The 13,626-nt window shown below is 56.5% G+C and carries 9 protein-coding genes; 1 reads left to right on the forward strand and 8 read right to left on the reverse strand.

Annotated elements, in window-relative coordinates:
• Positions 1-42 precede the first annotated feature (42 nt).
• From fucU to fucP, 4 genes are read right to left on the reverse strand one after another with little or no spacing between them, the layout of a single operon-like run.
• The gene (fucU, locus tag C7387_RS14855; RefSeq protein ID WP_120816963.1) at positions 43-465 is read right to left on the reverse strand and encodes an L-fucose mutarotase; all 423 of its coding nucleotides are present in this window, start codon (positions 463-465) and stop codon (positions 43-45) included.
• A gap of 17 nt (positions 466-482) precedes the next feature.
• Positions 483-1,913, reverse strand: coding sequence for an L-fuculokinase (fucK, locus tag C7387_RS14860; RefSeq protein WP_120816964.1), 1,431 nt, complete (start codon positions 1,911-1,913; stop codon positions 483-485).
• A gap of 54 nt (positions 1,914-1,967) precedes the next feature.
• Complete coding sequence (fucI, locus tag C7387_RS14865) at positions 1,968-3,743, reverse strand: L-fucose isomerase (RefSeq protein WP_120816965.1); 1,776 nt, start codon at positions 3,741-3,743, stop codon at positions 1,968-1,970.
• Positions 3,744-3,753: 10 nt separating this feature from the next.
• Positions 3,754-5,076 (reverse strand): L-fucose:H+ symporter permease, encoded by a 1,323-nt coding sequence (fucP, locus tag C7387_RS14870; RefSeq protein WP_006818056.1) that lies wholly within the window; start codon positions 5,074-5,076, stop codon positions 3,754-3,756.
• 472 nt (positions 5,077-5,548) lie between these two features.
• On the opposite strand from fucP, the gene fucA reads away from it, so the two are divergent.
• Complete coding sequence (fucA, locus tag C7387_RS14875) at positions 5,549-6,196, forward strand: L-fuculose-phosphate aldolase (RefSeq protein ID WP_120816966.1); 648 nt, start codon at positions 5,549-5,551, stop codon at positions 6,194-6,196.
• Between the two features lie 37 nt (positions 6,197-6,233).
• Here fucA and tldD read toward each other — a convergent pair whose 3' ends face one another.
• From tldD to C7387_RS14895, 4 genes are all read right to left on the reverse strand, one after another.
• A complete protein-coding gene (gene tldD / locus C7387_RS14880; RefSeq protein WP_006818053.1) occupies positions 6,234-7,679 on the reverse strand; it encodes a metalloprotease TldD in 1,446 nt (481 codons plus the stop codon).
• A 63-nt stretch (positions 7,680-7,742) separates the two neighbouring features.
• A complete protein-coding gene (gene yhdP, locus C7387_RS14885) occupies positions 7,743-11,540 on the reverse strand; it encodes an AsmA2 domain-containing protein YhdP (RefSeq protein WP_120816967.1) in 3,798 nt (1,265 codons plus the stop codon).
• Between the two features lie 28 nt (positions 11,541-11,568).
• Entirely contained in the window at positions 11,569-13,038 is a 1,470-nt protein-coding gene (rng, locus tag C7387_RS14890) for a ribonuclease G (RefSeq protein ID WP_006818051.1), read from the reverse strand.
• The gene (locus tag C7387_RS14895) at positions 13,028-13,621 is read right to left on the reverse strand and encodes a Maf family protein (RefSeq protein ID WP_120816968.1); all 594 of its coding nucleotides are present in this window, start codon (positions 13,619-13,621) and stop codon (positions 13,028-13,030) included. The genes rng and C7387_RS14895 overlap by 11 nt, the downstream gene beginning before the upstream one ends.
• Positions 13,622-13,626: the final 5 nt, after the last annotated feature.

Here is a 13,626-nt window from a genome sequence, read left to right on the forward strand (position 1 = left end):
CCCGTCTCACGTTATCGCCTGCCCGTCGTGGCTTCGCAGAGATTACGGCGTAACTCCTTTCTTTAACAGGATATTGCCGTACTTCGCGCACTCACCTGTGATTACGATCGCAAAGGCACGCTGCGCGCGCTCATAGAACGCAAAGCGGCCGATGCGCAGGATCTCCGGGCAGGGCTTTTCCCCTGCCAGCGCATCCCGATAGCGGGCTTCAACGGTGGGATCGAGCGTGTCGCCATCGACCGCCGCCATCATCACCAGCGGCGGCGCATAGGCATCGAGTTCGAAAAGCGGGATCACCGCCGCCAGCAGGCTGCTCACCGCCAGCCCATCGGCACGAATCACCTGCGGTCCCAGGCTATGGGCCGGGAAATGCGCATCGGCGAAGATAATCTCATCACCGTGCCCCATCTCCGCCAGCACCTTTAACAGCGTGGGCGAAATCAGCGGCGATATGGTTTTTAACATGTCACTCTCCTTGCACATTAGTTCCGGTATACCAGTTCAGGCAGAGCCACTGGCGATGTTTCCGGGTAGTAATAACGGTACTGGTAACACACCTGATCACGCGCCTGTTCCGGCGAGCGGAATTCCCCAACACCGAACCAGGCAAACATTGCCGCCCCCGAGACCGTTGTTTCGGCATCATCCAGCACCTTAACGGGGATCCCGAGCACATCGGCTTTCATCTGGTTCCACAGCGTATTGCGTGAACCGCCGCCCACCAGCAACAGCTCTCTGGCACGAAAACCGCCTACCGTTTCCAGGGTTTGTAAGTCACGGTGCAGACGCTCGGTCAATCCTTCCAGCGCGGCGCGGTACATCTCGCCTCGGGTGGTGTTGAGCGTAACGCCCTGCCAGCCAGCGCTGGCATCTGAGAGCAGATCGCACTGCATGCGCAGCCCGCTATTGCTCGTGGTGGCGCGTCTGGCTTCATCAATTACCGTCTGCCACGGCGTTTCTCGTCCCCACAGTAAATCGCGCACCCACTCCAGTACGCCGGATGCCAGCCACTGCATCCCTGGGTTGAATATTCCCTTCTGGCTGTCCAGCTCGCAGGTTGACCCCGGGATACGGCTCAACAATGCCGTGTCAGTCTGGCTGCTGCGTGCCATTAAAATTTCCCAGGTCCCCGAAGAGAGCACGGGTTCATCCTGGCCAGCACCTGCGCCAAACAGGGCAAACTGGGTATCGTGCCCGGCAGAAATCACTGGGATCCCCTGCGGCAACCCCAGGCGCTGCGCCATTGCTGACTGCAATTCACCGATAACCTCTCCGGCTTCCACCAGGCGTGGAAAAAGACGGCGTGGAATACCGGTCGCAGAGAGAATATGTTCACTGAAATCTCGCCGGTGGATATCCAGCATCTGGCTGGTACCCGCCATGGTCATATCGGTGGTCATCTCGCCGGTCAGGCGATGGTTGATGAGCGAGGAAATAAAAAGCCAGCTGTGCGCCCGCTCCAGCAACTGCGGGTGATTTTCGCAAAGCCATACCAGTTTATATAATGTATTGAAACTGAACGCTCCCACGCCGGAAATCTGTTGCAGCATCTGTGGTGACAGATAGCGGGCAATGCTCTCCATCACCGCCGCCGTGCGTGGGCACTTCCAGCTGATAACCGGATAAAGCAGTTCACCGTGTGCATCCACCAGCGCCCCATCAACGCCAAAAGTGGTCACCGTCATGGCACGAATATGGCAATCCGCGAGCTCGCTCGACAGCGAATGGCAGCACTCGCTAAAGCGCTGAAGGATGTCCGTCAGCGACCACTGATGCCAGTGCGCGTGCTCCGCCGCGGGTTCGCTGGCGTTGGCGGTCGTCGCCCGCGCCACGATCCGCCCCTGGCGATCGACCGCAATCGCACGAACGTTGGTCGCACCGCAGTCCAGCACCAGAATAACGTCTTGTTTCATCGTCACTCCTTGAAAGACAACGCCCCCCACCCGCAATGGTGAGGGGCACGGCGATTAACGTTTGTAGAGCGGACCGTAGTTCTGGCAGGCGCGATAATCTTGCCCTTCGCTGTCCATACCGTGTGCCGCCCAGGAAGAAGGCCGGTAAATAGCCGACTCCTCAACGTTATGCATACAGACCGGAATACGCAGCATAGATGCCAGGGTGATAAAGTCGGCACCAACGTGACCGACGGTCAGCACGCCGTGGTTTGCCCCCCAGTTCGCCATCACCGAATAAACATCGCTGAACGGCCCTTTGCCGGTCAGTCGCGGCGCAAACCAGGTGGTTGGCCAACTGGAGTCGGTACGCTTATTGAGGATATCGTGCACGTCGTCCGGCAGTTCTACGCTCCAGCCTTCGGCGATCTGCAGCACCGGTCCAATTCCCTTGATGATATTCACCCGGGTCATGGTAAACGGCACACCGCCTTCGGTCAGGAACTGTGAAGAGAAACCGCCGCCGCGGAAATACTCATGAATGGCCGGGCACCACTCGGTTGCCGCGAGGCAGGCATCGGCCTCCTGCTGGCTGATATCCCAGTGCGGTTTCATGGTTGGCTGACCTTCAGTATCACGCTGCTTGCAGGTGCCATCGAGCGCCGCCGAGCCAGAGTTGATCAGGTGAATGATGCCGTGGGCTGCATGACCGGTAAGGGCTTTACCAGTGACGCGCTGCACCGCTTCCGGCGACCAGTAAGTTCGCACGTCAGCAAACACCTGCGCCGTGCCGGTGAGCTGATGACCAAACAGCATCGCTACACCGTTCAGGCTGTCGTTTTCCGTCGCAACCACCAGCGGTTCACGAATACCGTTCCAGTCGAACGAGCTGTTGAGCAGCGCTTCGGCGGTATCACCGTTAGGGTATTGATCGGTCCAGTGACGCTGGCCCTGGAAACCGGCCGCTATGGCGTTGTAGCCAAGCGACTCCTCAACGCGCCCGATATCGGCAAGCTTCGCATTACCCTGCATCATGTCGCGAATGCACATCGCCATCAGCAGGCTTTCACGCAGCACCTCCCGGCTCTGCGCCTCATTGCGCTGATACTGTTTGGCGTTTTTATCTTTGCCATAACGGAAGTGTTGGTCCGCCCACGCCAGCGCCAGTTCAAGCTCGGCTTCATCGTAGATGTTGTGATCGATACGGCGGCGCAGTTCGGTCATATCGACAGCCTGTACCTTCATTCCAAGCCATGACTCAAAGAAGTTATGATCGACAATCGAGCCCGCAATCCCCATCGACACACCGCCAACGGAGAGGTAGCTTTTGCCCTTCATGGTGGCAACCGCCAGCCCGGCGCGAGCGAAGCGCAGCAGCTTTTCTTCCACATCGGCCGGAACCGAGGTGTCGCCCGCATCCTGCACGTCGTGCCCATAGATGGAGAATGCCGGGATCCCCTTCTGACTGTGCGCCGCCAGCGCCGCAGCGAGATACACAGCACCCGGGCGTTCGGTACCGTTAAAACCCCAGATAGCCTTCGGACGCAGCGGATCCATGTCGATAGTCTCGCTGCCGTAGCACCAGCACGGGGTCACGGTGATGGTGAGCCCTACCTGGTGGCGGCTAAACCTCTCCTCACAGGCAGCAGCTTCCGCCATACCGGCAATACACCCATCGGCAATGACGCATTCAACCGGTGCGCCACACGGGTGGCGAAGCTTTTCACTGAGCAGCGCGGCGGTGGTTTTCGCCATGTTCATGGTCTGCTCTTCCAGCGATTCACGAACGCCCATCCGGCGGCCATCAATCACTGGGCGGATACCTATCTTCGGTAAACTTTGCTTTTTCATTCTGGAACCCTCAAATATGCGTTGTCTGGATTGCCGGTTGCGAACGGAAACGGGCAAAAATGAAGATGATGGCGAAGCACAGGGCAGGAACCAGCTCCGCCATCGGGATGTTGCCAGCAGCATCGCTGACGAAGCCCATGACCGGGGTCACGATGCCGCCGCCAATAATGGTCATGACGATAAAAGACGAGCCATACTTCGTATCCTGGCCAAGGTTTTTAATCCCCAGCGAGAAGATGGTCGGGTACTGAATGGACATGAATGCACTGCACAACGTCAGCGCCAGCAGGCCAGCATGGCCGCCGCTGAACGCAGAGAACAGGCACAGCAGCATGGCGATAAACGCGTAGATAGCCAGCACCTTGTGCGGGGCGAAGCGGCGAATCAGCCAGGTACCGCTGAAACGCCCGATAAAGAAGCACACCATCGTGCCGGTCAGATAGTTGGCGGCAAAGCCCGGCGTCATGCCCGGGATCTCTTCGATGGCATAGCGGATCAGGTAGCTCCAGCAGGCGGTTTGCGCCCCGACGTAACAGAACTGCGCCAGCACCGCCCAACGCCAGTGACGCAGATGCATCAGACGACGAAGTGAGATCAGAAACGACCCCTGCTGCGAGCCATCGTGACTGTCGCTGCTGATGCTCGGGAAGCGGGTGAAGAGGATAAATAGCGCCACTATCAGCACCACCGCCACGATAATCATGTAGGGCGTTTGCACTGCCAGCACCAGGCTGTGCTTATAGGCGCTGAGCGCTTCCGGTGCCATGCTGTCCAGCACCTCTTGCGACTGGTGTGGGACGTTCGAAAGGATCAGGCTTTGACCAAATACCACCGCGATAATGGCGCCAAAAGAGTTGAAGGTTTGCGCCAGGTTCAGACGGAAGTGCCCACCCTCTTCCGGGCCTAATACCGTCACAAACGGGTTAGCCGCCGTTTCAAGGCACCCCAGTCCGGCGGCAATAATAAATAAGCCAATCAGAAACAGGGTATAATTCATCACTTCGGCGGCAGGCCAGAATAACGCTGCCCCAATGGCGTATAAGCCTAACCCTGTCAATATCCCGGCTTTATAACTGAGTTTTTTCATTAATATTCCGGCCGGAATTGGCACCACGAAATAGCCGAAATAAAAAGCTGACTGAATCAAGCCAGCCTGAAAATTAGTTAACGTAAATGCCTGCTGAAATTGCGGAAGAAGAATATCATTTAGATTATTAGCAACCGCCCACAGAAAAAAGAGTGAACAGAGTAGAGCAAAAGGTACGACATAACTCCTGTTTTTCTCACCGGCGGCTACCCGGTAGTTTTGCGATTGTACTGATATGTTGCCCATAGCATCCTCGTCAGGTCAGAAGCGTTCAACGGCCTACAGTGGAAGGGTGAGATCAGACGCAGCAGCATGCCTGCTAAGTGAACTCTGGGCTTCATTCTCAAATAAAAAGATGCCGTTAATATGAGCCCAGTCACACTTAACGTTTTCTCTGTGATATTCTGTGATTACAATCACTTTAATTTATAAAAAGGCATGACCGTTTTAGAAGAAATTGATTAAAACCCACCATAAGGATGCCCGATTCATTTATTAATTCATCAAACGGTCAATCTCATTAGTTTTAATTAAAAATGACCGTTTATAAAAAAGCACTCGACAACGGACATTTTTATTTTCGAATCGCGCACGAATAACCATCCTCATCCCCAAAGAATATTGACTGCCATCACAGAATAACGCGCCGGGATTTCCCATCAGTAACTTCACGTTGAAGATGAACGTAATTATCTGCGTTTCGAAAGAGAGGATTAGTATGGAAAGATCACAACTGGCGCGGCAGGTGATCGATACCTGTCTGGAAATGACCCGTCTGGGACTGAACCAGGGAACAGCGGGCAACGTCAGCGTTCGTTATGGCAATGGTCTGCTGATAACCCCTACCGGGATCCCGTATGAAAAGCTGACGGAATCACACATCGTCTATATTGATGCCGACGGCAAGCATGAAGAGGGGAAACTCCCTTCAAGCGAGTGGCGCTTCCATATGGCGGCTTATCAGGCGCGCCCTGATGCCAATGCGGTAGTCCATAATCATGCGGTACACTGTACGGCAGTATCGATCCTCAATCGTCCGATCCCGGCGATCCACTACATGATCGCCGCCGCCGGTGGTAATTCCATTCCCTGTGCACCTTACGCCACTTTCGGTACGCGAGAGCTCTCGGAACATGTCGCTGTCGCGCTGCAAAATCGTAAAGCCACCCTGCTGCAGCATCACGGGCTGATTGCCTGTGAAATGAATCTGGAGAAAGCGCTATGGCTGGCGCATGAAGTGGAGGTGCTGGCGCAGCTGTACCTGAGCACGCTGGCGATCGTCGATCCGGTGCCGGTGCTGAGCGATGAGGCCATCGCGATTGTGCTGGAGAAGTTTAAAACCTATGGGCTGCGGATTGAAGAGTAGAAAAAAGGCGGCTGATGCCGCCTCTTTTTATTTCAGGTTACGCCGTACCGCCGACGGTGAGGTTATCAACCTTGAGCGTAGGTTGACCGACACCTACCGGCAGGCTTTGCCCCTCTTTACCGCAGACGCCGACGCCTTTGTCGAGCATCAGATCGTTGCCGACCATCGAGATCTGCTGCATCGCTTCGATCCCGGAACCAATCAGCGTCGCCCCTTTCACCGGACGAGTCACTTTACCTTTTTCGATCAGGTACGCTTCCGAGGTGGAGAAAACAAACTTGCCGGAAGTAATGTCTACCTGGCCGCCGCCAAAGTTCGGTGCGAAGATCCCGTAATCCACTGATTCGATGATCTCCTGCGGCGTCGATTTACCTGCCAGCATATAGGTGTTGGTCATACGCGGCATCGGCAGATGCGCATAGGACTCGCGACGACCGTTACCGGTAGGTGCAACCCCCATCAGACGCGCGTTAAGTTTGTCCTGCATATAGCCTTTGAGGATCCCGTTTTCGATCAGCACATTGTACTGACCCGGAGTGCCTTCATCGTCGATAGAGACCGAACCACGGCGATCGCTCATAGTGCCATCATCAACTACGGTGCAAAGCTCAGAAGCAACCAGTTGCCCCATCTGACCGCTGAAGACCGAAGTTCCACGACGGTTGAAGTCGCCTTCCAGACCATGACCAACCGCCTCATGCAGCAGCACGCCAGGCCAGCCAGCGCCCAGTACCACCGGGAAGGTCCCCGCCGGTGCCGCTTCGGCACTGAGGTTGACCAGCGCCATGCGCACGGCTTCACGCGCCCAGGCGTCTGCACGCACTTCGCCATCTTCGTCGGCGAGGAAATAGTCATAGCCAAAACGTCCGCCGCCGCCGCTGGCACCGCGCTCGCGTTTGCCTTCGTCTTCTACCAGCACGCTCACAGAAAGACGTACCAGCGGGCGAACATCCGCCGCCAGGGTACCATCAGTTGCTGCGACAAGAATGAGTTCATAAACGCCGCTCAGGCTGGCAGAGACTTCCTGCACTCGCTTATCGGTGGCACGGGCCACTTTGTCGACCCGACGCAGAATATCGAGCTTCTCTTCACGGCTCATGCTCTGCAGCGGATCGATAGAGGTATACAGCGCCTGGTGCTCAACCGCTCCCAGGGTTTTCACTTTGCCATCGCCGTTATCACGAACGATGGTGCGTGCCGCCCGGGCACTGTTTTCCAGCGCCGTCAGGCTAATCTGGTCGGCGTAAGCAAAACCGGTTTTCTCACCGCTCACTGCGCGCACGCCAACGCCCTGATCGATATTGTAAGAACCATCTTTAATGATGCTGTCTTCTAAAACCCAGGACTCGTGATAGCTCGACTGAAAGTAGAGATCGCCATAGTCGAGACGGCGCTCGGTCAGTTGACCAAGAATGGCAAAAAGATCCTGATGGCTCAGGCCATTTGCCGACAATAAATGTTCACTTACCAGGTTCAGACTCATCGTTTTGCTACTCTTTAATCGGTGTATCTTATGAGAGTGAGGCAATTCAGCGCCTCCGTCAAATCATTGCGCTTTATCGCTGCGCGCCTGGCGCAGCACCTCATTAATCTGCGGCTGGTCAATCGGTCCTTTGATGCGATAGCGCAGGATAGAGACCTTATTCCACAGCGGGCCAAGCACCTTGCTGGCGGCAAAGACCGCCGCACCGACAATCGGGTTCACCACGAACGCCGCCGCGACGCCGACGGTCGCAGAGATTTCTGGCGCCACCACGGCTTGCATATCCAGCTCACGGCGTACCAGATCCACTGAGCCTTTCATCGCAATATCCGCTTCCAGGCCATCGACCAGTGTGTCATCGGTATGCAGCACCCCGTCTTTAATCCACGCGGTACTACGGATGGAGTCGTAGTAGAAGCCTTCGCTGAAGGTATCGCTGAAGTCAAAACGCAGCTTACGCAGCAGCGCATCGACGCTCAGCAGACGCAGCAGCTGCCCGGCATGACCGGTGCTGAGATCGGTAAACTCCCCTTTGCCCAGCCGGGTTTTCAGGATCCCGTTGAGGGAAGCCACATCTGGTTTCCACGGCTCTGCCCGCCAGTGTAAATCGTAATCCGAAGTCAATGACGAGCCGCGTACCGGTGTGGCAACGCCGAAGAAGCTGGTGGCAACGTCGAGTTTTTCGGCACGGACTTTACCTTTCAGTGACGTCCGCTGACCGGTCGGGCTATTGACCCAGACGCCCTCTGCGGTCACCCGACCAACGCCGGTATCAAGCAGCCCGCCGGTCAGGCTCAGCGTATCTCCGGTAATAGCGAAGTCACCGTCGATACGGCCATATTTTTGCCCCCACAGCCAGCACTCGGCACAGCGGAGCTGCAGGTCTGGCCAGCCGCGGAAACTAATACGTTCATTACCGGAAAGAATGCCGTCATTGCTCTTCGGAGAAGACTTGTCCGCGCTCGGGTTGTAGTAAAGATAGCGAATCGCTGCCTGCCACGGTGCCTTGTTACGCATCGTCAGACTTGCGTTGATTTCACGCCCCTGGGCCTCAACTCTTGAACCGTCCGCCGTCGGCTGGGACACCACGCTCAGGTTATTCCACTGCTGTCCGGCAAAGGTCAGCGACGGCGTGCGAAGCGTGACACGCTCCGGGAAGCTGGCGGCGCTGCTGACGTTATCTGCCGCCCCTTGCTGGAACAGTGCCAGCCACTGCGCGCCGTCCATCGGCGGCAGGTTAAGCTCAACGCCTGACTGCTCTGGCAGAGGGGGGATACTGCGGCTGTCGGAGGTCCAGATAGCGCGGTCAAGGGTGAGCTTTTTCCCGAGCAGCCAGCGGCTGTTGACGTGATTAGCTGCACCAAATTTACCGTTCAGATTAAAGCTATCCATCCCGCCTTCGACGTTAATTTTCACCGGCAGGGGCATCCCTGCAGGCTTATCCACCGGAGAAGGTAAGTGACTGCTTACATTCTTCAGGTCACCGGTAATGTCTACCGTGTAGGTGGTACTGCCTTTGTACGGAATGGCGATACCGACTTTCCCTTCCCACGGGACGCTGCCGCTCAGCGCATCATTTACCGCTTTCGGCAGAACCCCGGTCTTCGTCGGCTGCCAGTTGGCGTCCATTCCAACATTCACCTGATAAGCCTTTGGCCCTTCCTCAGTGGAGAAATTCAGTTTCAGCGGCTGATTAAACCAGTTGGCGGTCAGGGTATCACTCTGCAGATTCCCGTTCACAAAGCTGAACTTACCGCTGAGATTTTTTAACGTGCTATCCAGCGGCTTGATATACAGGCTGTTATCTTTGAGCAGCACGTCCCCTTTGGCCGTCACCAGCTTGCCGTCCAGCGGGATATTGAGGTTCAGATGCGCATTAACCGCGCCGTCAATCTGCAGTTCATCAAGCGTCGCGCCAAGAGAAGTATCCAGCGGCGTATCCTGGAAGTACGGGCCCACTTCCTTACCCGGCCCCTGAATATCCGCATCGATCAGCAGTTTTTCTTTCGCGTAATCCGGGATATCTGCGGTAAGGTTTTTCGCCGTCACGCCGCCAAGCTGCACGCTGTCGGCTTTCATGAACAACCCGTCGTTAACGAAGTTGAGGTTGATGTCGAGGTTGGTCAGCGCCGGCCAGTCCGGCTGGAAGGCGAAGGTTGCGTTGCGCAGCGGCACCCATACCTGGAACTGCCCTTCGTTATGCTTATACGGGAAGAGATGCGGGTTGCCGCCGTATACCAGCGTTGCATTGTCCGACTCCCCGCCCTGAATGGCACCGCTGAGATAATCCACCAGCGCTTTACCCATCAGGTTTTCCGGGAAGTAACGCCATGCCTGGCCACCGTCGTGAGTGCTGATCCCGGCCAGGATCCCAAGCCAGGGTTCATCTCCTTCCGGCTGCAGATAGCGGAAACCACCGCGTGCGCGAACGCCCGTCGCGGTGACATCAATATCGCGCCCGTCCAGCATGAATCCCTTTTCATTCTTCACCCAATTCAGGCGGGCGACGCCTTTTTGGATCTCCAGCGGAGCGCGAAAGACCGTTTCATACGGCATTTTCGCATCTTCCATCGCCACGGATAATGCGCCGTTTTCAACGCTACCCTCGATGTGTCCGGAGAAATGCTCCGCCCCCGGCAACAGCTTCCACTGTTTCCAGGCAAGATTGCTCCAGCTCGCTTTAAAACGCGTTTGTTCGGTTTGTTGTAACGGGATATCCACCGCCAGCGCATCGATGTTGCCGGTTGGCTGCGCGGTATGCCAGATTTCACCAAGCGACGGCGACAGCTTCTCGGCAATGGGTAATAAGCCGGTCAGGCCGCTGAGGGAGAGATGGGTGGCGCGCAGGCGCAGCTCATCGCTGCGAACATGATTTGCACCGCCGACTTCTTCAGCCGGAACCCAGGCCAGCGCCAGAGCGCCTTTCGGCCAGCGCTTACCATCGACAGAAATGCGGGTATCCGGAACCTTCAGTTCCCAGCCCTGGGCTACCCGGTTGAGGTGGGCGGTCAGGTTATCCACATCGAGCTGATGCATCTGCTGGGTGCCTTTCCAGCTGGCCCCGCCTTTCTTCAACCACAAATCGCCGCTGTCGACTTCGCCTTTATCGAGCGTCATCCAGCCTTCCAGGCTGAACTGCGCCGTCTGCAGCGCGATGTTGTCTTCCATCCAGCGACCAAGCCACGGCTTCACGTCGATATCGTCCGCCTGCAGCCAGACGCGGCCTTTATTCAGAATGCCATTTTCATCGCGCAGATCCATGCGCACCTTCATCACCCCGTGCTGGCCGGTAAGGCTTGAGAGGCTCAGTTCCCCTTCCGCCCGGTGACGGTTTTTACCGTTAAGCCAGGTAAGCTGCGGAACGGCAAGCTCGGCCCGCTGACCGGAGAGCGTCAGGAAACTCAGGTGACTGTCGCGAAGGGTGAAGTGGTCGAACTGGCGCAAAAACAGATCGCTGATGCGGTCAGTTTCAATGCCTTCACCGCTGTCGTTGCTCTGCAGCGGAGTGTTGGTATGAATGTTGAGCTGCCAGAAGGTGAGATCGCGGAACTGCCAGCGCATGTGCAGCAGGCTTTGCCACACGTCCAGCGCCAGAGTGACACGCTTAACGGAGAGTTCGCCCCCATCTTTCAGTCCGGCGGTAATATCGCGGACGTCGAGCGTGGGGCCATAGTTTTGCCAGCTGGCGCTCATCTGCGACGCCGAGACTGGAATGCCGGTGGAGGCGGTGATTTTTTGCAGGATCTGCGGGCGCCACGAATCGAGCTGCGGCAAGGCGAGGCGCAGGCCACTCACCAACAGCGCAACGATGACAATCAATGTTGCCACGGTGAGCAGCAAAATCCCCGGCAGTCGCCTCACACCTCTCTCCTTGCGTTACGCGTCATCCCTACATCATGACCACATCAAACTGCTCCTGATTATAGAGCGGTTCGATTTGCACTTTGACCTGCTTGCCGACGAAGATTTCTACTTCCGCAAGCGCGTGGGACTCTTCCCCTTTCAGGGCTTCAGCAACCGCCGGTGATGCGTACACCAGGAAGCGGTCGGAATCATAGGCATGATGAACACGTACAATTTCACGCATGATTTCGTAGCAGACCGTTTCCACGGTTTTTACCGTGCCACGACCATGGCAAGTTGGACACTCGTTACACAGCACATGTTCCACGCTTTCACGCGTTCTTTTACGCGTCATTTCCACCAGCCCCAGCTGGGAGAAACCGTTAATGCTGGTTTTCACGCGGTCTTTGCTGAGCGCCTGCTCCAGGGAGTGAAGCACCCGCCGACGGTGATCCTCGTTACTCATATCGATAAAGTCGATGATGATAATGCCGCCGAGATTGCGCAGGCGCAGCTGACGAGCAATGGCCTGGGTCGCTTCGATGTTAGTGTTAAAAATCGTATCATCGAGGTTGCGATGACCGACAAACGCCCCGGTGTTGATGTCCACGGTGGTCATCGCTTCGGTTTGGTCGATAATCAGGTAACCACCTGATTTCAGTTCAACTTTACGTTCGAGTGCGCGCTGGATCTCGTTCTCCACATCAAAGAGATCGAAGATCGGCTGACGGCCGCTGTAGTGTTCCAGTTTGCTGGTCATTTCCGGAATATACTCGGCGGTAAACTCCAGCAGGGCGTCAAACGTCAGGCGGGAGTCAACGCGAATACGGTCGAGCTGTGCATCGGCAAAGTCGCGTAATACGCGCTGCGCCAGCGCCAGTTCGCCATACAGCTGATAGCGGCTCTGGTTGCGTTTTTTACGCTCCATCACTTTCGTCCAGACACGCTTCAGATAGGCGGCATCCGAGGCCAGATCGACCTCCGGCACCCCTTCTGCGGCAGTACGGATGATGAATCCGCCCTGTTCGTCGCAGTAGTCGGTGACGATCTTTTTCAGCCGCTCGCGTTCCGCTTCGCTTTCGATGCGCTGTGAAACCCCAACGTGTGCCGCTCCCGGCATGAACACCAGATAGCGCGAAGGCAGAGTGATGTCGGTGGTCAGACGGGCGCCTTTGGTACCCAGCGGATCTTTCACCACCTGTACCATCAGATCCTGCCCCTGGCGCACCAGCTCAGAGATGTCGCGGACGGTGAACTGTTTTTGCTCTTCCCCGGCCACGCACTCGGTGTGCGGCATGATGTCAGAGGCGTGTAAGAACGCCGCCTTATCGAGACCAATATCTACAAAAGCCGCCTGCATACCAGGTAGGACACGACTGACACGACCTTTGTAGATATTGCCTACTATTCCGCGCCGCGCTTCACGCTCAATATGGATTTCCTGAAGAATACCGCCGTCGATGTACGCCACCCGCGTTTCCGATGGCGTCACGTTTACTAATAATTCAGCCGTCATGTTTGTCCCTTCTTTCACGCAACGAGTTAAAGTTACTCAGCAACTCATACGTCTCCACTAGTGGTAAGCCGACCACAGCGTGGTAGCTGCCGTTTATCTTCCTGACAAAACAGCCACCCAGCCCTTGAATACCGTATGCACCTGCTTTATCTAATGGCTCACCGCTGGCCACATAGGCGACGATGTCCTGTTCTGAGAGCACTCTGAAGGTTACGTCTGTCGTGACCAGGCAATCCAGGGTGTGCTGGCTGTCAGCCAGCGCCACGGCGGTCATCACCTGATGTGTTTTGCCGGACAGCATCCGCAGCATAGCGGCCGCATGTTCGGCATCACGAGGCTTTTCAAGCACTTCACCATTGAGGATAACAATAGTATCGGCACCGAGCACCGGCAAATCCTGGGTCGTCAGCGCGACACCCGCCTGGGCTTTTTCCCGCGCCAGGCGCGACACATACTGTGACGCAGCCTCCTGAGGGCAACGCTTCTCTTCAATTCCCGGGACGACTTTCTCAAACGAGAGGCCGAGTTGGGCGAGTAATTCCTGACGGCGCGGAGAGCCGGAAGCCAGATACAGAGCTTTCATAACAA

It is taken from the genome of Yokenella regensburgei (assembly GCF_003634235.1).
GTDB classification, from domain to species: domain Bacteria; phylum Pseudomonadota; class Gammaproteobacteria; order Enterobacterales; family Enterobacteriaceae; genus Yokenella; species Yokenella regensburgei.

Coding starts and splice junctions, on each gene's coding strand:
- fucU (WP_120816963.1), bottom strand. CDS start 465: ATGTTAAAAACCATATCGCCGCTGATTTCGCCCACGCTGTTAAAGGTG.
- fucK (WP_120816964.1), bottom strand. CDS start 1,913: ATGAAACAAGACGTTATTCTGGTGCTGGACTGCGGTGCGACCAACGTT.
- fucI (WP_120816965.1), bottom strand. CDS start 3,743: ATGAAAAAGCAAAGTTTACCGAAGATAGGTATCCGCCCAGTGATTGAT.
- fucP (WP_006818056.1), bottom strand. CDS start 5,076: ATGGGCAACATATCAGTACAATCGCAAAACTACCGGGTAGCCGCCGGT.
- fucA (WP_120816966.1), top strand. CDS start 5,549: ATGGAAAGATCACAACTGGCGCGGCAGGTGATCGATACCTGTCTGGAA.
- tldD (WP_006818053.1), bottom strand. CDS start 7,679: ATGAGTCTGAACCTGGTAAGTGAACATTTATTGTCGGCAAATGGCCTG.
- rng (WP_006818051.1), bottom strand. CDS start 13,038: ATGACGGCTGAATTATTAGTAAACGTGACGCCATCGGAAACGCGGGTG.
- C7387_RS14895 (WP_120816968.1), bottom strand. CDS start 13,621: ATGAAAGCTCTGTATCTGGCTTCCGGCTCTCCGCGCCGTCAGGAATTA.